Consider the following 22,546-nt stretch of genomic DNA (forward strand, 5'->3'; position numbering starts at 1 on the left):
ACCTCCCTCACGCGATGCCGGTTTTCGGCTTTGTGTTGGCCAGCTTCAAAAGCAGCTCGATCAGCAGCTCTTCCCCATCGGCCCCCGAAACCGATTTCATGGCCAGGTCGGCTTTGGCCGCCTCGGTCACCGCCATGCGGCACCAGTTCCGGTCGAACCGCCGGGCGGCGTCGGTGAGCTTCTGGGCCGGGTAGGCCGAGCGCATGGCCCAGAGCTGGGCCACATACCCGCTGCCCTTCCGGCTCTCCAGGGCCAGCCGGGCGGAGTAGAGCTGCCGAAGCTGCCGGCCCAGCACGCTCAGGAGCTTGATGGGAGGCTCCCCCATGTGGAGCAGGTCCCCCAGCACCGAGGCGGCTTTGTCGAAGTTCCCGGCGGCGATGGCGTCGGTCATCTGGAACACCACCGCGTCCAGTTGGGGGGTGGCCACGGCGTCGATGTCGGCGCGGGTGACGACCCTGTGGCTGGCGTAGGAGCCGATTTTGCCGATCTCCGAGATGAGCCCGTTCATCAGGTCCCCGCACAGGAAGATGAGATACCGGGCCAGCTCGGAGTCAATGTCGTGGTCCAGGGCCCGGAAGCGGCGGCGGATCCAGTCCACCAGGTCCCCCTGCTCCTGCCGGGTAAACTTCACGGCGGCGCCCTGCTGCTTGAGGGCGGCGGCCAGCTTGGTCCGGGCGTCGGGCTTATACTCGATGAGATCGTAGATGAACACCAGGCATACATAGTCCGGCAGGTCGGCGAACAGGGCCGTCAGGGCCTCCTTGTCCCCCGCCGGGGCCTTGAACAGGTCATAATCGTACACCAGCACCATGGTCCTTGGGCTCATCATGGGCAGGGCGTCGATCTCCTGGGCCAGCCGTTTGGGGTCGCAGTCCCTGCCCTGCACCGTGTGGAGGTTGAACTCCTCCAGCCCGGCGGGCACCAATTTGGTCTTCATCTGGCCCAGATAATAGTCCCGGAGGTAGGCCTCCTCCCCGTGGAACACATACAGCCGGCCGATGGTCCCGGCGGCGATATCCTGCTTGAGCTGTTTGTAGGCGGCGCTGTCCCCGCTCTGTTTTGGCGGCATATCCTCTCTCCTTTAGCCCACCGTAACGGTGATGGTCCCCTGCAGGTCGGTGCGGTAGATCACGCAGTCCGCCCCGTCCAGCCGGAGCAGGGTCTCCGGCGACGGGTGTCCGTAAGTATTATACCCCACCGAGACCAGAGCGGTCTCCGGTGAGACGGCCTCCAACAGAAGCTGGGATGTGGCGTTCTTTGAGCCGTGGTGCCCCACCGCCAGCACATCCACCTGGGGCAGGTCCCCGTACTTCACCAGCCGGGCCTCGATGTCGGCCCCCATATCCCCGGTGAACAGGGCGGTGAAGTCCCCTGCCCGGCACAGCAGGGACAAGCCCTCCTCGTTGGCCTCCCCCGCCCCCAGCGGGGCGTAGAGGGTCAGCTCGGCGGAGCCGAAGGCCAGCCGGGCGTCCTCCCGCACCAGCCAGACCTGGGTTCCCTTTTCCTCCGCCAGGGCCAGCAGCTCCCGCCGCAGAGGGTCGTCCGGCTCCACGTCCGGGACGGCCAGCACGTCCACCCGCACCCGCTCCAGCAGCTCGGCCACTCCGTTGGCGTGGTCGGCGTGGAAGTGGGTCAGCACCAGCAGGTCCAGAGAGTCCCGCCCCCGGTCCCGCAGGTAGTCCGCCGCCCGGTCCCCGGCATTGCCCTCGCTGCCGCCGCAGTCCACCAGGGCGGTCCGCGCCCCGCAGCGCAGCAGAGTGCTCTGCCCCTGGCCCACGTCCAGCGCCACCAGGGTGAGCCGGGGCGCGGTGTCGGCCAGCCGGGTCAGCACCAGGCAGACGCACAGGGTGCAGACGCAGGCGCAGACGGGCAGCACATACCGCCGCTGCCGCCGCCAGACGCAGCACAGCAAGAAAACGCCGTAGACAAAGGCCAGCCAGGCCGTCAGATAGGGGCTGGTGAGAGACAGGGAGGCGAAGGGCAGGTCCGCCAAGTGCCGGGCCATCCACAGCAGCCAGCGGGCAAAAGGCGTGACCAGCGCGGCCAGCGCTCCGCCCATGGCGGGAACGGCCATGCCCAGAGCCGCCGCCGTCAGGCCCAGGGTGAACACCAACTCCACACACCACAGGCACAGCAGGTTGGACAGTGGGGCGATCAGAGAGGCCGAGCCGAACTGCCAGGCCGCCAGGGGTGTGGAGAAGGCCAGGGCCCCGCAGGTGCCGGAAAAGGTGGTCACCAGCAGGCGGACGGCCTTGTTGCGCCAGCGCTTCCAGCCCTTCCGGGCCGGTTTCAGGTCCAGCTTGTCCCACAGAAAGCCCTCCAGCCGCCCGGAAAAGGCCAAGAGCCCCACCACGGCGGCGAAGGAGAGCTGGAGGCTGACGCTGTGGGCGGCGTAGGGGTTCTGGACCAGCAGCAGGAGCAGGGCGAAGGCCAGACTGGTGGGCGGATCGGTCTCCCGGCCCAGCAGCGGGGCCAGGAGCAGCAGCCCCTGCATCACCACTGCCCGGACCACCGAGGGGGAGCCCCCCACCGCCAGGGCGTAGAAGGCCAGCAGCGGCAGGGCCAGGAGGGCAGTGCGGCGGCGGTTCCGCCCCAGGAGCTGGACGGCCACCCACACCAGAAAGGAGATGTGCAGGCCGGAGACCGCCACGGTATGGGCCAGCCCGGCGCGCTGGAGGGCCCCGTAGTCCGCGTCGGACAGCCTGGCCTTGTCGCCGGTGAGGAGGGCCCGGATCAGGGGCGACACCTCCGACGGGAAGAGGGACTCCACAGTCCGCCGCAGGCCCCCGGCCCACTGGGCGGGCCAGTATCGAAGGGGCACCCGGTCCGGGCGCTCCACCGTCAGCGCCTCCCCATTGGCGTAGGCCCGCAGGAAGACGCCCCGGGCGGGGCAGGTCTCGTCGGCCGCGCCCCGGACCCGATCCGCCGGGCGGAACCGGGCGGTGAAGGTCAGTCCGTCGCCGGGGGAGAGCCAGGCATAGTTCTCGTCCGCGTAGAGGAGGGCCTTCGCGTCAGGACCCGACGGAGTGTGGACCCGGACGGTGACCGAAACGCCGTGGGAGGTCTCCCGGGGCCAGTCCTCCACCGTGGCGGAGACCTCCGCCCAGGTGTTCTCCAGGGCCCGGGCGGGGGCGCGTACAAGGGCGTCGTAGCCCCGGCACCACAAAAGGCCCGCAATCAGGCCCAGGCAGACCAGCCCGGCCCGCAGCGCCCGGTCTTCTCTCCGCCACAGGGCAGCGGGGAGGGCCAGCAGGACCAGCGGGGCCGCGCCGTAGCGCAGGGCAAAGACCGCCGCGGCGAAGGCGGCCGAGAAGCAGAAGAGCTTACGCACGGGGCGGCGCCGGGTCGTCCGTCCGGCCCAGGAGATAGTCGGTGCTCGTCCGGGAATACTCTGCCAGCTTTATGACGTCCCAGACCGGGATCTCACGTTTTCCCTTCTCATAGCGGCCATACACATCCGGATGCAGGCCTAAATAGGCCGCAACCTCTTTTTGCTTCAAATCCCGATCATTTCGCATGTCGGCCAGACGTCGAAAATACATGCAATCACCTATTTCACACTACCATTTGGTAGGTTTTGATGGATAAAAGCCGACTATACAGTCTGATATTACCACATATTTGATTTTAAGTCCAGTCGAGACAGGGCCACCGGCGGGACCTCCCTTCTGGAAAAGAGGCAAAAAAACGCCAGGGAAGGGGGCTCTCTTTCCCCCCTTCCCTGGGCTTAGGTTCTTGCAGTCCCCCATTGGGGAGGGCTTGCGCTTCCCCCCGGAGGGGCGCGGAACACGCCGGCGCCTCAGCCCGGCGGCCAGGTCATATCCCGTCCCGCCAGCACATGGAAGTGCAGATGGTGGACGGACTGACCCGCCTGCTCGCCGCAGTTGGACACCACCCGGAAGCTCTCCATGCCCAGCTCCCCGGCCAGCCTGGAGATGACCTGGAAGATATGGCCCACCACGGCGGCATTCTCCGGCCCGATCTCCCCGCAGGAGCCGATGTGCTCCTTGGGGATCACCAGGAAATGGGTGGGGGCCTGCGGGTCGATGTCGTAGAAGGCGTAGCACAGCTCGTCCTCATAGACCCTGGAAGAGGGAATCTCCCCCGCGATGATCTTGCAAAACAGGCAGTCACTCATGGAAAAACCTCCTTTTACAGCCCCAGCTTGGCGTGGACAAAGTCGTCCACAGAGGCCAGCGCGTCGTCCAGCTTGAGCACGTCGGTGCCCCCGCCCATGGCGGAGTCGGGCCTGCCGCCGCCCTTGCCGCCGCAGACGGCCGTGACGGACCGGATGATATCGCCGGCCTTGATTCCCTTGGCCACCGCCTCCTTGCCGCAGACGGCCAGGAAGGTGATTTTCTCCTCCCGCACGGCGGAGAGCACGGCCACCACGGTCTGGTCCTTGTCCCGCAGGAAATCGCCCATCTTGCGCAGGCGGTCGGCGTCGGCGTCGTCCAGCGTGGCGGTGACGACCTTCAGGCCGCCCACACTCTTGGCCCCCATGAGGAAGCGGCCCGCCTCGCCCACGGCCTCGCGGGCCTTGAAGGCCTCCACCGCATGGCGCAGCGCCCGGATCTCCTGGATCTCCTGCGCGGCCTTGGAAACAAGGTCCGCCGGCTTGGCCTTCAGCGTCTCCGCCATAGCGTTGATCGTACAGCAGTGGCTGTGCATACACTCCAATGTGGCACGGCCAGTGGTGGCCTCAATCCGGCGCACGCCGCTGGCCACGGAAAACTCGCTTTCAATGTGGAACGGCCCGGCCTTTGCGGTATTGTCCAGGTGGGTGCCGCCGCAGAACTCCACGGAATAGCCGCCGCCCATGTCCACCACCCGGACGGTGTCGCCGTACTTCTCGCCGAACAGGGCGATGGCACCCCTCTTTTTGGCCTCCTCGATGGGCAGCACGTCGGTGCGGATGGGATAGCCCTCCAGGATTGCGTCGTTCACCATGACCTCCACCTGCTGAAGCTCTTCGACCGTCATGGCGGAGAAGTGGGTGAAGTCGAAGCGCAGCCGGTCGGGCTCCACCAGGGAGCCGGCCTGCTGAACGTGGTCGCCCAGCACGGTGCGCAGGGCCTTATCCAGCAGATGGGTGGCCGAGTGGGCGCGCATGACGGCCTTGCGGCGCTGGCCGTCGATCTGGGCGCAGACGGCGTCGCCTACCTTCAAAACGCCCTCCAACAGCTTGCCGTAGTGCATATACTTGCCGCCCTTGTTCTTCTGCACGTCGGTCACTTCAAAGCAGACGCCCCGGTCGCCGGCAATGACGATCTGCCCGTGGTCGGCCACCTGGCCGCCCATCTCGGCGTAGAAGGGGGTCTTGTCCAGCACCACGATGCCCTCCACGCCGGGCATCAGCTCCTCAGCCGGCTCGTTTTCCACCACCAGGGCCACCACCTTGGCCCCGGGGAAGGTGGTGTGCTCATAGCCCACAAATTCAGTCTCGGGCACGTCCTTGCCGAACTCCACACCGGCCCAGCCCAGGTCGCCCAGGGCCTCCCGGGCCTTCCGGGCCCGCTCCTTCTGCTCCTGCATCAGCTTCTGGAAGCCCGCCTGGTCCACGCTCATGCCCTGTTCTTCCACCATCTCGATGGTCAGGTCGATGGGGAAGCCGTAGGTGTCATACAGCCTGAAGGCGTCGGCCCCGGAGAACACCGTCTCCCCCTTGGCCTTGTGTCCGGCCAGCAGGTCGCTGAAAATCCTCATGCCGCCGTCGATGGTGCGGGCGAAGTTCTCCTCCTCCGTCCGGATGACCTTGGTGATATACTCCTGCCGCTCCCGCAGCTCGGGATAGTGTCCCTCGTTTTCATGGATGACGGTATCGCACACTTCGTACAGGAAGGGCTCGTTGACGCCCAGCAGCTTGCCATGGCGGGCCGCCCGGCGCAGCAGGCGGCGCAGAACGTAGCCCCGGCCCTCGTTGGAGGGGAGCACGCCGTCGCAGATCATAAAGGTGGCCGAGCGGATGTGGTCGGTGATGACCCGCAGGGAGACGTCCTTCTCCCTGGTCTGCCCGTAGTGGGCCCCGGTGATCTCCGACACCTTGTTGGTGATGTTCATGACGGTGTCCACATCGAAGAGGGAGTCCACGTCCTGGCACACCACCGCCAGGCGCTCCAGGCCCATGCCGGTGTCGATGTTCTTCTGCTTGAGCTCGGTGTAGTGGCCCTCGCCGTCGTTGTCAAACTGGGAGAATACCACGTTCCAGACCTCGATATATCGGTCGCACTCGCAGCCCACCGTACAGCCCGGCTGGCCGCAGCCGTACTTCTCCCCCCGGTCGTAATAGATTTCAGAACAGGGGCCGCAGGGGCCGGAGCCGTGCTCCCAGAAGTTGTCCTCCTTGCCGAACTTGAAGATGCGCCCGGCGGGGATACCGATCTCCTCGTTCCAGATCCGGAAGGCCTCATCGTCGGCGGGGGTGGTCTCGTTGCCGGCGAAAACGGAGGGGTACAGCCGGTCCGGGTCCAGCCCCACCCACTCGGGGGAGGTCAGGAACTCCCAGGCCCAGTGGATGGCGTCCTTTTTGAAGTAGTCGCCAAAGGAGAAGTTGCCCAGCATCTCGAAATAGGTGCCGTGGCGGGCGGTATGGCCGATGTTGTCGATGTCGCCGGTGCGGATGCACTTCTGGCAGGTGGTCACCCGATGGCGGGGCGGCTCCTGCTCGCCGGTGAACCAGGGCTTCATGGGGGCCATGCCGGAGTTGATGAGCAGCAGGGACGGGTCGTTCTGGGGAATCAGGGAAAAGCTGGGCAGGCGCAGATGGCCTTTGGTCTCAAAAAAGCTGAGGAACATCTCGCGCAGCTCGTTGAGGCCGTACTTCCTGGTGGGCATGGGAATTACCTCCGATACAAAAAAATAAAGCCCCGCCCCGGTTAGGGGCGGAGCAAGTCTACTCCACGGTACCACCCTAATCAATGCCCCGCGCCGGACGCCGGGCATATCTCAGTCATCCGGTAACGGGGATGGGGCGTCCCGCTCGTCGCGGGCGGCTCGGAAGTGGCGCGGACACCCGTGTCGCAGAGGGCTCGCACCATCCCCTCTCGCTCTGTGCGGCGTGGTATCCTTGGCTTCGTCATTGCCGTTAGCTTCATTAGTTTATCACATTTTCCGCCGTTGTCAACCGTCTTTTCGGCAGGATAGACCCCAAAACGAACAGCAGCGGCGGCAGCAGCCCGGCCAGGCCCATGGCAAGATACCACACCGGCTGCCACAGCGGCTCGGTCGCCAGATGGAGCAGGGTCAGCAGCATGAGAAAAAAGGACGGGGTGGCAAACAGGCCGGTGGACAGCAGCATCCACATCCCAACCCCGCTCTGGGGCGTCAGGGTCACCAGTCCCCAGCCGGTCAGGGCCCAGGCCCAGGCCGTCAGAGCGGGCAGCAGCACCGCCCGCACCCCTTCCCCAGGCGTGGGGCGGGACCAGCCCTGCCACCGGGCCGTGATCCAGCCCGCCGGGACGTAGAGGGCAAGCATGACCCCCAGCAGCACCCACGCCGGCCGGTCCTCCACGTTCACGTCCAGGGCGCCCAGAGCCAGCAGCAGCAGGAGACTAGCTGCCGTCACCACCAGGTGCCCCGCGAAAAACCAGCGGGCCCGGCCTCTGGCCAGAACACGTCCTTCCATGCGATCACCTTCCTGGACTCAGGATAGCACAGTCACAGACGAATTTCAATATATTTTTATTGAAATTCAATAAAATCGCTTTCCTCTTGCAAGACGCCCCGCGCCTGCAGGTGCTGCCGCAGCGTGCCGGAGCCGTCCGCCATGGGGCAGTCCAGGGCCGCCCGGCACAGCAGCACCATCCCGCCCCGGTCGGCGGTCTTCCCGGCCTCCGCGCCATACCGGCCCAGGGTCAGGCCGATCCGGTCCGACAACGTCCAGGGGCTGTCCCAGGCGAAGTCGGCCCCACTCTCGTAGCCCAGGGCCCGCAGCACGAAGGTGACACACTGGGCCGGAGTGGCGGCGTCTCCGCCGCGGAAGGCGGTCGGACCGGCGCCCTGTGCGATGCCGTTTTGGTAGGCGTAGCCCACATAGGCGGAGGCCCAGGCGTCCACATCGGCAAAGGGGTGTGCGGAGGCGTCCGCCGGGCGCACCGCGCCCGCCTCACCCAGCAGCCGCAGCAGCAGCACCAGGGCCTCCTGCCGGGTGCAGGGGTCGGCCAGGGCGAAGTCGGGCAGGCCGTTGGCCAGGGTCCCCTTGCCCTGGAGCAGCCCCAGGCCGCAGAGCTCCTCCGCCGCCGCCCAGGCGGTGTAGGGATCGCACGCCGGGGCCTGGTCCAGCGGCGCGAAGGTCAGCCGGTCGGCGTTCAGGCCGGAATACTGCTCCTCCAGGTCCCCGCCGGGGACGCCGTATAGGGTCAGGCCGCAGTTGGCGAAGGTGTAGCCCATGGCCCGGGTCTCGGCGTTGGGCACGATGAGGGCCGTCAGGCCACAGTTGGCAAAGCTGGTGCAGCCGAGCAGCGTCACGCGCTCGGGGACCGTATAGACCTGGCCGCTCATACCCTGGGGGTAGAGGATCAGGGTGGTCATGTCGGCGCTGAAGAGCACGCCGCCCACCGAGCGGTAGGCACGGTTACCCTCCTCCACACACATCGCGGGCAGCCCGGACACATAGCTGAAGGCGTAGGCGCCGATCTCCTCCACACCGGCGGGGATGACCACCGGCTGGACGATCCGGGCACAGTAAAAGGCGGAATCCCCAATGGTCCGGAGGCCGGCCGGGAAGGTGACCGAATCCAGTGTGGCGGCGCAGAAGGCCCGGGAGGCGATGGCGGTCACCGGCAGGCCGTCGATGGCTGCGGGGATCACCAGATCCCCGCCGGAGGTCCCGCTCCGGCGGTAGGCGGTCCCGCTGCCGGTGTCCTCCCACTCCCCGGCCCCCGGCCCGGTATAGCCGGTGATCGTGATGCCGGAGGGCGTCTTTTCATAGGTCAGGTCTCCCCAGGTCCCCGTCCCCGCGGCGGTCTCCCCCGTCAGGGTGACGGTCATCTCCACCGACCGGCCGCCGTAGGAGACCGTGACGGTCTGGGGCCCGGCGGCCTCGGGGTCATAGCCCTGACACATCCCGGCGGCCACCGGCAGGCAGCTCGCGCCGTGGGAACATCTGAGCACCAGCACCGCCCCCATCTCGTCCAGGGGGGTGCCCACGGGGAAGCGCTCCCCGGCCGGCCCGGCCAGCACCTTCTCCGGCCGGGGGGAACAGGCCCCCAGAAAGAGCTGTTCCCAGCTATAGAGGCCGTCATAGCCCGCCCCCATATGGGTGAACTCACCCTCCAGAATGTTGGCCCGGTGGCCGGGGCTGTTCATCCAGGCCGTCACCACCTCGGCGGAGTTGCGCTGGCCCTGGGCGATGTTCTCCCCCACCACGCTCCAGTCGGTGAGGGCCACGTCGTCTAGGACGGTAAAGCAGTTGGAGCCGTCAGGCCGGGTGTGATCGGAGCGGTAGTCGGCGGCCAGCTCTCTGGCCCGGGTACGGGACGCCTGGTGGAGGCGGTCAAACATGGACAGGGGCGTCAGGCCCCGGGCCAGTCGCGCGGCGTTGGTCAGCCGCAGCACCTCCCACTCCGCCTCATAGACCGGGAGCGTGAAGCGTTCGCCTACCGCGTCTCCCACCTGCACGGCGGCGGCGGACAGGCTCAGGGCCAGGGTCAGGGCCGCGACGAGGCCGAAAAAGCGTTTCATACAATCCCTCCGCGTTCAGGAATGTTCCCGGCAGGCCCGCAGGATGGACAGGGCCGGGGCGGGACGGGGCAGGCGCATGGAAAAGCGCATCTGGGGCGTGCGGGGCTCCCGGAGGGGCGCCCCCTCCAGGTCCGTCATCCGCGGGACCCGGAAGGCCAGGGGGTCCAGGCCGGGGCCGATGAGCTCCAGCTCGTCCCCGGCGGCAAACTTGTTGCGCAGGGACAGCACGGCGTTTCCCTCCCCGTCGCAGGACTCTACCACCGCCACCACCTGCCACCGGCGGATGTACCGCGCGTCGCCGGTGTACTGGCCCGGCGGCCCGAACCAGAAGCCGGTGGAGTAGGGCCGGTGGCTCACCTTGTCCACCTCGGCCCGCCACACCGGGTCCAGAGGCTCCCCGGCCAGAGCGGCGTCCACCGCGTGGCGGTAGGCGTTGGTGACGGCGGCGGCATAATAGGCCGACTTGGCCCGGCCCTCGATCTTCAGGGCGTCCACCCCTGCCTCCAGGAGCTCCGGAACGTGGTCGATCATGCACATGTCCCGGCTGTTCATGATATAGGTTTCCCCGTTTTCCTCAAAAACCGGAAAATATTCTCCGGGCCGCTTCTCCTCCATCAGAGCGTACTGGTAGCGGCAGGGCTGGGCGCAGGCCCCCCGCTGGGCGTCCCGGCCGGTCATGTAGTTGGACAGCAGGCACCGGCCGGAGTAGCTCACGCACATGGCCCCGTGGACAAAGGCCTCCACCTCCAGCTCCCGGGGCGTCCGCGCCCGCAGCTCCCGGACCTCCTCCAGCGAGAGCTCCCGGGCCAGAATGACCCGGTCCGCCCCCAGCTCGTGCCAGGCCCGGGCCACCTGGTAGTTGGTCACCCCCGCCTGGGTGGAGACGTGGCGCCGGACATGGGGGGCGTACTTCTGGGCCAGCCGGAACACCCCCAGGTCGGCCAGGATCACGGCGTCCACGCCCAGCTCCTCCAGGTATTCCAGCCAGCCGGGCAGCCGGTCCATCTCGTCGTTGCGGGGCATGGTGTTGCAGGTGACATGCACAGCCGCGCCCCGGCCGCGGCACAGCGCCACCGCCTGCCGCAGACCCTCCCGGTCAAAATTCCCGGCAAAGGCTCGCATGCCGAAGTCACTGCCCGCCAGATAGACGGCGTCGGCCCCGTAGGCCAACGCCATCTCCAGCCGTTCCCGGTCCCCGGCGGGGGCCAGCAGTTCAAGGGACATTCCATCACATCCTTATCCGAAGGGGGGCCGGCGGGGATTTCCCCGCCGGCCCCCTCTGTCTCTTTGGTTATCCGTTCTGATAGAGCGCCTGGCTCTGGATGAAACGCTGCTGCGCGTCGTAGGTCTGGAAGAAGTGATGGACCCCGTCGTCGCCCAGGGCGTAGTAGTAATCGCTGGTGTTCTGCGGATTCAGCGCGGAGCGGAGGGAGGCGATGCCCGGGTTGGAGATGGGGCCCGCCGGCAGGCCGGCGTATTGATAGGTGTTGTAGGGGTCGTCAATGGCCTGGTCCTCCGCCGTCAGCTTCTCCTTCCGCTCAGGCAGGATATACTGGATGGTGGCGTCGATCTGGAGGTAGCCGTTGGTGGCCGTGCCTTTGAGCCGGTTGTAGATGACCGAAGCGATGTGGGTCTGGTCGCTGCCGTCGGTCTCCTTTTCGATCATGGAGGCGATGTTGACGATGTCATGGACGCTGTAGCCCATGTCGGCCGCCTGCTGGCGCATGTCGTCGGTAAACTTCCGGTCAAAGTTGGCGATCATCTTGTTCAGCACCGTCTTGGGGTCCTCTCCCATATAGAAGCGGTAGGTGTCCGGGAAGAGATAGCCCTCCAGCCGCCGATAGTCCCCCAGGGGGATCTCCTGGAGGAAGGAGAACTTATAGTTGTAGCTGGCCGCCTGCTCGGTGAGCTTGTCCACCGTGGAGACCCCCTTCTCCTCCAGGAGCTTGAAGATCTGCATGACGGTGTAGCCCTCGGGAATCGTCACCGAGATTTCCACCCGGCTCACCGATTTGGAGCCCAGGTTGGCGATGATGGCCCGATAGTCCATCTCGGTGTTGAGCTCGTACATGCCGGGGACCAGCTTCTCCTTCCCCTTGGTGACGGTAGCGAAGAGATTGAACAGCCATTTGTACTCAATGATGCCGTTTTCATGGAGCTCATTCGTCACCTCATGGAAGGTCTCCCCCTCGCTGACGGTGATGACGGCGGTGTGCTCGTCTTTGTTGAGGGCCAGGACGTCCCCAGCCCACATCCAGCCCAGGGAGGCCAGCAGGGCGGAAATGCCGATGACGAAGACCACGTACAGAAGGGCCCACGCGGCGCCGCTGCGCCTGTGGCGCCGCTTTTTCCGCGGAGCCGCGGAGCGGCCGTCGGCACGGGGCTGCCGGGGCGCCTGCCTGCGGCCCTGCTCTCTTCTTCTTGCATCCATAGTGTCAAATCTCCTCGCTGAAATATTTTCTCCTCGCCGCGGAACCCGCCCCTGTCCGGCCACATAGAATGGCGCAGACAAGAACAAGTGAGGTGAAAAACAATATGTGCTGTGGTAACAATGGCTGGGGTGGCGGCGGCGGCTGCTGCTGGATCATCCTGATCATCATCATCATTTGCTGCTGCTGCGGCGGCTGGGGCGGTTCCGGCTGCGGGTGCGGCAACAACTGCGGCTGCGGATGCGGCTGCAACAATAACTGCGGCTGCGATCCCTGCTGCTGAGGTCCGATCCTTACTTAGCGTTCTGTATCCTCCGGCGTGGGGCGGGACATCATGTCCCGCCCCACGCGCCTGTTCTGCTTCAGTCGGTAAGCACCAGGCGTACAGGCACGTCCCGTTCGTCCCGGGGCACCCGGTCCAAGAGCAGGAAGCGGGGGCAAAAGGCCACCGTAAAGCCCCGGTAGCCCGCCAAATAGCGGTCGTAGTACCCTCCGCCGTGGCCCAGCCGGTAGCCTTCCCGGTCGCAGCACAGGTTGGGCACCAGGATCACGTCGATCTCGTCCCGCGCCGCCACAGGGCAGTCCTCTCCCGGCTCCGGAATGCGGAAGACGCCGGGGACAAGCCCCTCCCGGCCCCGTATGAGCCGGGCCTCCATGCCCCGGTGGGGCAGGCACCGCGGCAGGGCCACCCGCTTGCCCTGGGCCAGCAGCTCGTCGATGAGGGGGAGGGTATCCGGCTCAGTGCCCACCCCCCAAAAGAGCAGCAGCGTCCGGGCCAGGCGCACCTGAGGCAGCGCCAGGAACCTGGCGTGCAGCGCCGCATCGCTCACCCGCCGGGCGGCGGGGGAGCGGAAGGCGGATTCCACCTGTATCCACGCCCGGAGCTCCGCCTTTTCCTCAGCGATAGTGGACGGCATGGCGCACCTTCTCCGCCTCCGCCGCGCCCAGCAGGGCCTCCACCAGCTTCAGCCCGAAGTCAAAAGAGGACCCGGGGCCCTCCCCCGTGACGATCCGGCCATCGGTCACCACCCGCTGTCCCGGCTGGACCACCGCGGAGCCCATCTGCTCCTCCATCCCGGGGTAGCACACCGCCTTCCGGCGGTCCAGCAGTCCCGCATGGGCCAGGATGGTGGGAGCGGCGCAGATGGCCGCCAACCAGCAGCCCTTGTCCCACGCCTTTTGGATCAGGCCCTGGGCAAAGTGGTTTTTCTGGATGGCCTCCACGCCCCCCAGTCCTCCGGGAAGCACCAGCATCTCCATGGCCTCGGCGTCCACCTGCTCCAGCGCCATGTCGGCGCGGAGCGTAATGCCGTGGCCGCCGGTGACCTGCAGCCCGCCCAGACCCACCAGGGCCACCTGGACTCCCGCCCGCCGCAGCAGGTCGGCGGGCACCACGGCCTCGGCCTCTTCAAATCCCTCACCCAACAAAATATAGACCATACCCTTCGGCCTCCTCAAGCATTTTTTGCATTGGAATCCAGCAGCGGGGCGACGGCGCCCCAGATCTCGCGGTGAATCTCCTCCTGAGCGCGGACCCGGCCGCTGCCGTCCACACAGGAGATCCGCTTCCAGCCGCCCAGCCGGGCGGCGGTGGCCGCCACGCTCCGGCACCGGGCCAGATAGGCCGTGTCCACCTCGTGGATGTCCCCCTTGGTGTGGGTCTCCCCCTCCCGGCGGCGAAGCATCTCCACCGCCCGCTCGGTGGGCATATCCAGCCAGAGCACCAGATCGGGCTCCGGCAGGCCCAGCCTGCCGTACTCAAAGGTAAAAAGCCAGCGGAGAAACTCCTCCCACTCCCCCTCGGGGAGCTTTCCGGTCTGGTGGACGGCGTTGGAGGTGGTATAGCGGTCGGAGAGGATCAGCTCCCCCGCCCGGTACGCCGTGCCCCACACCTTTTGATACGAGGCGTAGCGGTCCACGGCATAGAAGGTCGAAGCGGCGTAGGGGTTCACGTCGGAGGGGTGGGGTCCGAATTCTCCGTTCAGGTACATCTTGACCAGGGCCGACGAGGGCTCCTGATACTGGGGGAAAATCAGCTTGCGGAAGGGTCTGCCCTCCCGGTCCATATGCCCGCACAGGAGGGAGAACTGGGTGGATTTCCCCGACCCGTCGGTGCCCTCCAGGACGATGAGCCTGCCTGCCATGACTCTGCCTCCTTACTTGCTCTTTCCCCGGGCTGCCAGGGCGGAGACCAGGAACAAGGGCAGCTTGGCCATGCGGCCGATGCGCCTGGGCTCCCTGGTCAGCCGGTAGAGCCACTCCAGGCCCAGCTTCTGCCAGGCCTCCGGAGCCCGCTCCGTAACGCCGGCAAACACGTCCAGGGACCCGCCCAGCCCGGCCAGCAGCTTGGCCCCGGTAGCCGGGCCGTTCTTTACCATCCAGAACTCCTGCTTGGGCGCACCCAGGCAGACAAACACCGCGTCAGCCGCGGCGGAACGGATGTCCTCCACCACCGGACCGTCGTCCTGGAAGTAGCCGTCGTGGACGCCGCAGATGTTCAGGCCGGGGTATTTGGCCTCCAGATTGCGGGCGGCGGCCTGCGCCACCCCGGGCTTGGCCCCCAGCAGGTACAGTCGCCTGCCCTCCCGGGCCATCTCCGCCATGAGGCCGGCGGCAAAGTCGATGCCGGGGCAGCGCCCCTTTAAGGGTCTGCCCAAAATTTTGGCGGCGTATACCACGCCGATGCCGTCGGGGAGCACCAGGTCGGCCCCGTTGAGGGCCTCCCGGAACGCCGGGTCGGCCCGGGCGGTGTTCACCAGCTCGGGATTGGGGGTCACCACATAGTGGCACCCCTGCCCATCCAGCAGGGCGCGGCCCGCGGCCACCGCCTCCGCCAGGGTCAGATCGTCAAAGCCTACGCCGAGGATTTCCGTTCGCAAGGCACATGCCTCCAATATTAAAGTCGGATTGATTGTACCATAGAGGGCCGCAAAAGTCCATTGTAACCTGTCTCGGGCTAAAAACTTCACAAAAAATTTAGGGTTGACATTTCCCCGCAAAGTGCTTATAATGCAGATAATACTTTAACACCTAAAAGCGCTAAAGTAATCAACCTGCACAACGGGAAGGATGAATGAAATGAAGAAACTGTCGAAAATTGCCGCTCTTGCTCTGGCGGCGGCCCTGTCAGTCTCTCTGGCCGCCTGCGGCAGCGGCTCCGCCAGCCCCTCTCCCAGCGCCAGCGCGCCCGCTCCCTCCGCCTCCCAGCCCGCCGAAAGCGCCCCCGCCGCCGGTGAGCAGTATGTGGTGGGCATCTGCCAGCTCGCCCCCCACGTGGCGCTGGACGCCGCCACCCAGGGCTTTAAGGACGCCATCGAGGAGGCCCTGCCCGGCCAGGTGGAGTTTAAGGACGGCAATGCCGCTGGCGACAGCCCCACCTGCGCCACCATCGTCAACGGCTTCGTCTCGGACGGTGTGGACCTGATCATGGCCAACGCCACCCCCGCCCTCCAGGCCGCGGCCTCCGCCACCGGCGACATCCCCGTACTGGGCACCTCCGTTACGGAATACGGCGTGGCCCTGGGCATCGACGGCTTTACCGGCACCGTGGGCACCAATGTGTCCGGCACCTCCGACCTGGCCCCCCTGGACCAGCAGGCTGCCATGATCAAGGAGTGGTTCCCCGACGCCAAGACCGTCGGCCTGCTCTACTGCTCTGCCGAGCCCAACAGCCAGTACCAGGTGGATGTGGTCCAGGCCGAGCTGGAAAAGCTGGGCTACACCTGCACCCAGTATCCCTTCTCCGACACCAACGACATGGCCTCCGTCACCCAGAACGCCGCGGACAACAACGAGCTTCTTTATGTCCCCACGGATAACACCGCGGCCAACAACGCCGGCATTGTAGACAATATCTGCCACGGCAAGATCCCCGTCTTTACCGGGGAAGAGGGCATCTGCGCCGGCTGCGGCGTGGCCACCCTGTCCATCAGCTACTACGACCTGGGCGTGGCCACCGGCAAAATGGCCGTGAAGATTCTCACCGGCGAGTCCAACGTCTCCGAAATGCCCATCGAATATGCCCCCCAGTTCACCAAAAAGTTTAACGAGGCCATCTGCGCCGACCTGGGGCTGACCCCCCCCGACGGCTACGAGGTCATCTCGGCCGGGTAACTTTCACTCTTTCCCAAAACAGCGGAAACGGGCTCTTCCCTTTTCCGCTGTTTTTTGCTATACTGTTGACGTGTATTGCTTTCATTTTGATAGGGGGAACATCCAACTATGCTCGGATTCATCAGCGCGCTGCCAGGAGCCGTGTCTCAGGGCCTGATCTGGGGCATCATGGCAATCGGCGTCTTTATCACCTACAAGATCCTGGACATCGCAGATTTGACCGTCGATGGCTCCTTCTGCACCGGCGGCGCCGTCTTCGTCATGCTCTTCACCACTGGCGCCAACATCTGGCTGGCGCTGCTGGCGGCCGTAGCCGTGGGGATGCTGGCCGGTCTGGTCACAGGCCTGCTCCACACCCTATGCGGTATTCCCGCCATCCTGGCCGGCATCCTCACCCAACTGGGCCTGTGGTCGGTGAACATGGCCATCATGGGCATGAAGGCCAGCGTGGCCGTCAACGTGACCAACCCCGACACGCTGAACAGCCTGCTGGTCTCCCTGCGCTTCGTGCAGGACGTGGCCAAGGGCACCCGCCCCTTCTACCGCCACCCCATCTTCGTGGTGGGCCTGTTCACCGCCGCCGTCATCGCCATCCTCTACTGGTTCTTCGGCACGGAGCTGGGCTGTTCTCTCCGGGCCACCGGCTCCAACGCCAACATGGCACGGGCCCAGGGCATCAATACCGACTTTACCAAGGTGCTGGGCCTGGTGATCTCCAACGGCCTGGTGGCTCTGTCCGGCGCCCTGCTGGTCCAGTATAACAGCGCCTGCGAGATCAACATGGGCCGCGGCGCCATCGTCATCGGTCTGGCCGCCGTCATCATCGGCGAGGTCATCTTCAGCAAGGTATTCCACAACTTCGCCCTGCTGCTGCTGGCCGTGTCCATCGGCGCTATTCTCTATTACATCGTTCTCCAGGTGGTGCTCTCCATGGGTATGAACCCCAACTACCTCAAGCTGCTCTCCGCCGCCGTGGTGGCCGTGTTCCTGTCCGTCCCCTACTGGAAGGGGAAATACTTCTCCAAACCCGTCAAGAAGGGGGGCGCCGACCGTGCTTGAGATTCGGAATATCCACAAGACCTTTAACGCCGGCACCGTCAACGAAAAACAGGCCCTCCGGGGCGTCAGTCTCACCTTGGCCGACGGCGACTTCGTCACCGTCATCGGCGGTAACGGCGCCGGCAAGTCCACCCTGCTCAACGCCGTGGCCGGCGTGTGGCCGGTGGACGAGGGAAGCATCGTCGTTGGCGGCGCAGACGTGACCCATCTGCCGGAATTTAAGCGGGCGCAGTACATCGGTCGGGTCTTTCAGGACCCCATGATGGGCACCGCCGCCACCATGCAGATCGAGGAGAATCTGGCGCTGGCCATGCGTCGCGGTAAAAGCCGCTCCCTCCGCGTCGGCATCACCAAGCAGGAGCGGGAGGAGTACAAAGAGCTGCTCAAGATCCTGGATCTGGGTCTGGAGGACCGGCTCACCTCCAAGGTGGGGCTGCTCTCCGGCGGCCAGCGGCAGGCCCTGACCCTGCTGATGGCCACCCTCCAGAAGCCCAAGCTGCTGCTTCTGGACGAGCATACCGCTGCCCTGGACCCCAAGACCGCCGCCAAGGTGCTGGACGCCACCGAGAAGATCGTCCAGCGGGACCGGCTGACCACCCTGATGATCACCCACAACATGCGCGATGCCATTGCCCACGGAAACCGGCTCATCATGATGTACGAGGGCCGCATTGCCGTGGACGTATCCGGCGAGGAGAAGAAAAAGCTGACGGTAGAGGCCCTGCTGGAGCTGTTCAGCAAGGCCAGCGGCAGCGACGAGGCCGACGACAAGCTGCTGCTGTCGTAGCCGCCGGCCGGGGCCCCGCAAGGCGGGGCGGCGCGATAAGCGCCGGACAAGCGTTTGACCGGAACGGTCAAACCTTGGCGCAGGGGCGATTGATTCGCCCCGAGCAGGTATGATCTTAATGGCCCCCGCGGGACCCGTCCCGCGGGGATCAGCGGCAGCGACGAGGCCGACGACAAGCTGCTACTGTCCTAACTCAATGCAACAGCGGCCCGGACCACCTGGTCCGGGCCGCTGTTTGCCCTCTCAGGAGAACCGTCTGACCGCGATCATGGCCAGCCCCAGCACCGCCAGCACGATGCCGGTGATGCGGTTGAGCGCGGCGGGCTCAGCCCGGTTGGCAAACACCGCCGATACCCTGGCTCCGACAAAGGTAGCAACGACGCACAGGATCAGCGCGAACGGGTCGGGCAGGCCGCCGATGACGAAGTGGGACACCGCCCCGGTAAAGGCCGTGAACGACATGATAAAGACGCTGGTACCCACAGCGGTCTTGAGTTCGTAGCCCAGCACGCTGGTGAGGATGAGCAGCAGCATCATGCCGCCCCCCGCCCCGATAAAGCCACAGATGAAGCCGATCACTGTGCCGCAGACCATGGACTGCACCGCCTTGGTGCGGTGGTCCTTCTCCGCCTGCACCTCCTTGGTGGTCATGACAGGTCGGACGATGAACTTGACGCCCAGCAGGAAGGTCATGAATACGGAGAAGTTCCCCATGGCCGTGTTGGGCACCAGCGAGGCCACCCAACTGCCGATCAGGGTGAAGATCAGCACGGTGCACAGCATGATGAGGCCGTTTTTGATGTCCAGGTTCTTGTTCTTCCCGTAGGTATAGGCCGACACCGCCGAGGCCAGCACGTCGGAGGCCAGGGCGATCCCCACGGCCTGATAGGCCGGGAAGCCCAGGAAGGTGATGAGCATGGGGGAAATGACGGCGGCGGCGGACAGCCCGGCCAGGCCGGTGCCGATACCCGCTCCCAGGCCGGCGACGATGCAGACGAGGATACTGGTCACACAGATGGTCATTGCTGGGCCTCCTTGAGATTGGAAAGCATTTTTTCCTGGACCCGCTCCAGGGTCTCCCGCTCCTCCTGGGACACGCCCCGGTAGAGCCGGACAAAGAAATCCCGCTGGACCGCCTGGGCAGCCGCCACGGCGGTCTGGGCGGCAGGGAGCAGACTCAGATGGACCCTGCGCCGGTCCTGCCCGTCCTGGACGCCGGACAGCCAGCCCCGGCGGGTCAGCCCGTCCACCGACTGGCAGACATGGGACTTGGTCAATCCCCGCAGCTCCACGATGTCCCGGGCCGTATCGTACCCCGGGTTGTTGGCCAAAAACAGCAGTACGTCCACCTCATTCCTGGTCAGGCCATGGGCCTCCGCCACAGGCTTCAGCGCCGCGTCATAGGCCCGTTTGAGGGTGCGGACACCTTGGATCGCCATATCCCGTTCTCTCATATTGTGCCTCCATTTGTTCTATTTTTAACGGTTTTATTTTATACTATTTTTATTTTTTGCGCAAACGCAAAAAAGCACAAGGCTGCTTGCAGCCTTGTGCTTTTTCTGGTGAAAAAGGGCAATCAGGGCCAGGGGGTCTCCACCTTCAGGGCATGGAGCCAGGCCAGGGCCTCCAGCGGCATAAACGTGACGCCGTTCTCCGCAAAGGTCGCCACCACCGTCTCACCGCCATCCCGCTCCACGGTTCCGCTCCCAATCACAAAGCGGTAGAGGACTTCCTCCCCCCGGACCACGGATACGGCGTTGGTATCGGCCTGCCAGGTCACAGTGCAGTCCAGGGCCTCGGCCAACGCCCGGACGGGAACCATCGTCTGTCCCTCCGCCGTGCGGGCTTCGCCCACCGGCTCGCCGTCCAGGCTCACAGTCCCCTCCGATACGGTGACGTAGCCCTCGTACCCATAGGGAAACACCAGGACCTTGGCGGGGGTGGCCTGGGCGGGCAGTGAGAGGGTCACGATATCGTACCAGGACAGGAGCCGGACGCCCGGCCGGATGTCGTCCAGCCCCACGATGTTTTTGGTGCGATAGGCCGTCAGCTCCGTATCGGCGCTCAGGTGGAGAATCACGTCGCCGGTGACATAGGCGTCCACGCCGCCGTCCCCCCGGCCGCGCACCGCCTGCACCTCAGCATAAGTGGGCGCCCCGAAGTCGGCGGGGATGCCGCACAGCACCACCTGGGCGCTGGCTACGGGCGGCAGGCTCATGGTCATAGCCGGCCCTACATAGGCGTACAGGGTCTCGTTTTCCTGCAGGTCCGCAAAAATCCTGGGCGCGCCGGTGACGGCGTCCAGGATGGCGGTCTCCGGCCCAACGACGAGGACGATCTCGCGGTAGGGGTCCTGGTCATTGCTGTTTTCCAACCGGATTCGGCCCTCCCCGATTTCCTGCACCGTACCCCACACCAGGACAGGCCCCTCGGCCTGGGTCCCGGCGGTGAGCTCCACGCTGCCCTCCGCTGCGCAGACTCCGGTGACCAGCAGCGCGGCGGACAGGGCGGCGGACAGGATGCGTCTGAAGTATCTCATTCTTCTTCTCCTCTCTTCGGTGCTCAGGCCGCGGCCTCCGCCGCTTCCCCGGTCTCCACAGAAGTAAGGATGCCGGAGTAGGCCATAAAGTTGTACATCAGTGCGGCGGCCTCGGCGCGAGTGGTGGCGGCGGTGGGGTCCATATCCGTCAGGGGCTCCAGCAGGATATCCAGTTCGTCCAACGCCAGCACGGCGTCCTGCGCCCAGGCGCCGAAGGCAGCGGCGGCGCTGTGGTCCAGCTCGGCGGCGTCGGTGACGGCCTGACGGACCGTCATATCCGCCTGGGACCCCACCCGGGCCAGGATAGTCAGGAACTGCTGGTGGTCGATGAGGGCATCGGGGTTGAAGTTGCCCTTCTCATCCCCCTGGAGCAGGCCCAAATGATACAGGATGTCCACGGCGTTGGCGTACCAGGCGTCCTCAGGCACGTCGGCAAAGGGCGCCCGGCCCTGGCTCTGCCAGCACCAGTAGCCCATGGCCTGGACCACCAGGGCGCACAGCTCGGCCCGGGTCAGCTCTCCATCGGGATCAAAGGCGCCGTTCTCATCGCCGTTGAGCACCCCCAAAACGGCCAGGGCGTTGCTCTCATCGGCGTAGTCCGTGCCGTCCACGTCGCTGAACCAGCGGGAGTCATAGTCCACGCCCCAGGCGGCGGAGACCTGGGCCGGGGTGACCTCCTTGCCGTTCAGGGTCATGGGCGTATGGGGGGCCAGTGCGGCCAGGAGCTGGGCAAAAGCGGGGCGGTAGTCGCTGCTGACGGCCTCGTCCTTATGGACGTACCACTGCCGGTCCACCAGCTCGATGACCAGCACGTCGGAGCCGGCCTTCTCCACCGGCTTGCCGGAGAGCAGCCGGGCCACCCCGTCGGCCAGGTCGGGGTCCACCACCAGGTTGGGCAGCACGCCGGAGCGATCCGGGGTGACCCAGTAGGGGGAGTAGTAGCGGTCGGTGGTGATCTTAAAGGCCGAGCCGTCCTCCAGCTCAAAGACGTTCTGGGCGATGCCCTTGCCGTAGGTGCGCGCGCCGATGACGAGGGCGGCCCGGTAATCCCGGACGGCCCCGGCAAAGAGCTCGGAGGCGCTGGCGGAGGCCCCGTCCACCAGCACGATCATCGGCTCGTCGGTGAGAGGCGGTATCTCCACAGGGAAGGGGTTGGGCCGCCAGGCCGCGGGCCGCAGGTCCCGGCCCATCAGGTAGGCCACGTTCTGGTTGCCCAGGAAATAGCCCAGGGCCTGGATGACGGCGCTGCCGTAGCCGCCGGGGTTGCCCCGCAGGTCCACCACCCAGCGGTCGGCCTGCTCGTTCTCTTCCAGAATGTACTGCTCAAAATAGTCGCCGGTGTTCTCGCCGAAGCTGGACACCTCCAGCCAGCCGATATGTCCGTCCACCACCTGGCCGGTGGCGGTGGGAAAGACCACCTCCGCCCGGGTCATGGTAGCGGTGAAGGTCTGGCCGTCCCGCAGGACGGTCACCTGCACGTCGGTGCCGCGCTCGCCGGGGACGAGCAGGGCCAGGGCCTCGCTGCTCCCGGCCTCCTCCAGGGTGGTGCCGTCTACCGCCACGATGGCGTCCCCCACCCGAAGGCCGGCCTGGGCCGCCGGAGAGTCGGGCGCCACGCCGGAGATCACCAGGCCCTCCTTGCTGTAGCCCGCCATGACGCCGATGCCCACCACGGCGGTATCGCTGAGGGAATCCTGAAACCGCTGATATTCCTCCGCCGTCATGTAGTAGGTGTAGGGATCGCCCAGGGCGTCGGTGATCTCCTGGATGGTAGGCAGGGCCAGAATCTCCTCGTCGATGGGATCGACGTAGCTCTCGCGCAGGAGGTCCCGGGCCTCCTCCACGGTGATGGCCCCCGCCGCCGGCGGCAGGACCGTAACAAGCGCCAGCAGCAGGGCCGCCGCGCGCTGGAACACGCTTTTTTTCATGGGGCAGTTC

21 protein-coding genes are annotated in these 22,546 nt (G+C 66.0%); 4 read left to right on the forward strand and 17 right to left on the reverse strand.

The window, feature by feature from the left end; all coding sequences use genetic code 11:
- Positions 1-7: 7 nt before the first annotated feature.
- The 9 genes from holA to mltG form a co-directional block, all read right to left on the reverse strand.
- Positions 8-1,069: a DNA polymerase III subunit delta gene (gene holA / locus BN2154_RS12320; RefSeq protein WP_050619059.1), complete on the reverse strand. Its 1,062-nt coding sequence runs from the start codon at positions 1,067-1,069 to the stop codon at positions 8-10.
- A 12-nt stretch (positions 1,070-1,081) separates the two neighbouring features.
- Positions 1,082-3,331 carry a DNA internalization-related competence protein ComEC/Rec2 gene (locus BN2154_RS12325; protein ID WP_050619060.1) on the reverse strand — a complete coding sequence of 750 codons (2,250 nt, stop codon included), beginning with the start codon at positions 3,329-3,331 and terminating at the stop codon, positions 1,082-1,084.
- Complete coding sequence (locus BN2154_RS12330) at positions 3,324-3,542, reverse strand: helix-turn-helix domain-containing protein (RefSeq protein WP_050619061.1); 219 nt, start codon at positions 3,540-3,542, stop codon at positions 3,324-3,326. The genes BN2154_RS12325 and BN2154_RS12330 overlap by 8 nt, the downstream gene beginning before the upstream one ends.
- Positions 3,543-3,799: 257 nt before the next feature.
- Positions 3,800-4,138 carry a histidine triad nucleotide-binding protein gene (locus BN2154_RS12335; RefSeq protein ID WP_050619062.1) on the reverse strand — a complete coding sequence of 113 codons (339 nt, stop codon included), beginning with the start codon at positions 4,136-4,138 and terminating at the stop codon, positions 3,800-3,802.
- 14 nt (positions 4,139-4,152) lie between these two features.
- Complete coding sequence (alaS, locus tag BN2154_RS12340) at positions 4,153-6,834, reverse strand: alanine--tRNA ligase (RefSeq protein WP_050619063.1); 2,682 nt, start codon at positions 6,832-6,834, stop codon at positions 4,153-4,155.
- 259 nt (positions 6,835-7,093) lie between these two features.
- Positions 7,094-7,624 (reverse strand): hypothetical protein, encoded by a 531-nt coding sequence (locus BN2154_RS12345; RefSeq protein ID WP_050619064.1) that lies wholly within the window; start codon positions 7,622-7,624, stop codon positions 7,094-7,096.
- Between the two features lie 56 nt (positions 7,625-7,680).
- Positions 7,681-9,681, reverse strand: coding sequence for a CAP domain-containing protein (locus tag BN2154_RS12350; protein ID WP_050619065.1), 2,001 nt, complete (start codon positions 9,679-9,681; stop codon positions 7,681-7,683).
- 15 nt (positions 9,682-9,696) lie between these two features.
- Positions 9,697-10,905, reverse strand: a complete 1,209-nt coding sequence (locus BN2154_RS12355; RefSeq protein ID WP_050619066.1) for a peptidase U32 family protein — start codon at positions 10,903-10,905, stop codon at positions 9,697-9,699.
- Positions 10,906-10,972: 67 nt separating this feature from the next.
- Positions 10,973-12,112 (reverse strand): endolytic transglycosylase MltG, encoded by a 1,140-nt coding sequence (mltG, locus tag BN2154_RS12360; protein WP_050619067.1) that lies wholly within the window; start codon positions 12,110-12,112, stop codon positions 10,973-10,975.
- A gap of 68 nt (positions 12,113-12,180) precedes the next feature.
- Between mltG and BN2154_RS16120 the strand changes: the two genes are divergently transcribed.
- Complete coding sequence (locus BN2154_RS16120; protein ID WP_195892353.1) at positions 12,181-12,393, forward strand: hypothetical protein; 213 nt, start codon at positions 12,181-12,183, stop codon at positions 12,391-12,393.
- A gap of 79 nt (positions 12,394-12,472) precedes the next feature.
- On the opposite strand, the gene BN2154_RS12365 is transcribed toward BN2154_RS16120, so the two are convergent.
- The 4 genes from BN2154_RS12365 to BN2154_RS12380 are packed head-to-tail and all read right to left on the reverse strand — an operon-like array spanning position 12,473 to position 14,989.
- The gene (locus tag BN2154_RS12365) at positions 12,473-13,027 is read right to left on the reverse strand and encodes a 5-formyltetrahydrofolate cyclo-ligase (RefSeq protein WP_050619068.1); all 555 of its coding nucleotides are present in this window, start codon (positions 13,025-13,027) and stop codon (positions 12,473-12,475) included.
- Positions 13,008-13,550 carry a DJ-1 family glyoxalase III gene (locus BN2154_RS12370; protein WP_050619069.1) on the reverse strand — a complete coding sequence of 181 codons (543 nt, stop codon included), beginning with the start codon at positions 13,548-13,550 and terminating at the stop codon, positions 13,008-13,010. Before BN2154_RS12370 ends, BN2154_RS12365 begins: the two co-directional genes overlap by 20 nt.
- 14 nt (positions 13,551-13,564) lie before the next feature.
- On the reverse strand, positions 13,565-14,254 hold the full coding sequence (locus tag BN2154_RS12375; RefSeq protein ID WP_050619070.1) for a dTMP kinase: 690 nt from the start codon (positions 14,252-14,254) through the stop codon (positions 13,565-13,567).
- Positions 14,255-14,266: 12 nt separating this feature from the next.
- Positions 14,267-14,989, reverse strand: a complete 723-nt coding sequence (locus BN2154_RS12380) for a WecB/TagA/CpsF family glycosyltransferase (RefSeq protein ID WP_050619071.1) — start codon at positions 14,987-14,989, stop codon at positions 14,267-14,269.
- 199 nt (positions 14,990-15,188) lie between these two features.
- On the opposite strand from BN2154_RS12380, the gene BN2154_RS12385 reads away from it, so the two are divergent.
- The 3 genes from BN2154_RS12385 (at position 15,189) to BN2154_RS12395 (ending at position 18,069) form a co-directional block, all read left to right on the forward strand.
- Entirely contained in the window at positions 15,189-16,223 is a 1,035-nt protein-coding gene (locus BN2154_RS12385; RefSeq protein ID WP_050619072.1) for an ABC transporter substrate-binding protein, read from the forward strand.
- 108 nt (positions 16,224-16,331) lie between these two features.
- Positions 16,332-17,282 (forward strand): ABC transporter permease, encoded by a 951-nt coding sequence (locus tag BN2154_RS12390; RefSeq protein ID WP_050619073.1) that lies wholly within the window; start codon positions 16,332-16,334, stop codon positions 17,280-17,282.
- Complete coding sequence (locus tag BN2154_RS12395; protein WP_050619074.1) at positions 17,275-18,069, forward strand: ABC transporter ATP-binding protein; 795 nt, start codon at positions 17,275-17,277, stop codon at positions 18,067-18,069. Before BN2154_RS12390 ends, BN2154_RS12395 begins: the two co-directional genes overlap by 8 nt.
- 243 nt (positions 18,070-18,312) lie before the next feature.
- On the opposite strand, the gene BN2154_RS12400 is transcribed toward BN2154_RS12395, so the two are convergent.
- The 4 genes from BN2154_RS12400 to BN2154_RS12415 form a co-directional block, all read right to left on the reverse strand.
- Complete coding sequence (locus tag BN2154_RS12400) at positions 18,313-19,092, reverse strand: sulfite exporter TauE/SafE family protein (RefSeq protein ID WP_050619075.1); 780 nt, start codon at positions 19,090-19,092, stop codon at positions 18,313-18,315.
- Positions 19,089-19,523 (reverse strand): MarR family winged helix-turn-helix transcriptional regulator, encoded by a 435-nt coding sequence (locus BN2154_RS12405; protein WP_050619076.1) that lies wholly within the window; start codon positions 19,521-19,523, stop codon positions 19,089-19,091. Before BN2154_RS12405 ends, BN2154_RS12400 begins: the two co-directional genes overlap by 4 nt.
- A 122-nt stretch (positions 19,524-19,645) precedes the next feature.
- Positions 19,646-20,608 (reverse strand): copper amine oxidase N-terminal domain-containing protein, encoded by a 963-nt coding sequence (locus BN2154_RS12410; RefSeq protein ID WP_050619077.1) that lies wholly within the window; start codon positions 20,606-20,608, stop codon positions 19,646-19,648.
- Positions 20,609-20,631: 23 nt separating this feature from the next.
- A complete protein-coding gene (locus BN2154_RS12415; protein ID WP_050619078.1) occupies positions 20,632-22,536 on the reverse strand; it encodes a S41 family peptidase in 1,905 nt (634 codons plus the stop codon).
- Between the last annotated feature and the right edge of the window lie 10 nt (positions 22,537-22,546).

The organism is Intestinimonas massiliensis (ex Afouda et al. 2020) (assembly GCF_001244995.1).
Taxonomy (GTDB): Bacteria; Bacillota; Clostridia; order Oscillospirales; family Oscillospiraceae; genus Intestinimonas; species Intestinimonas massiliensis.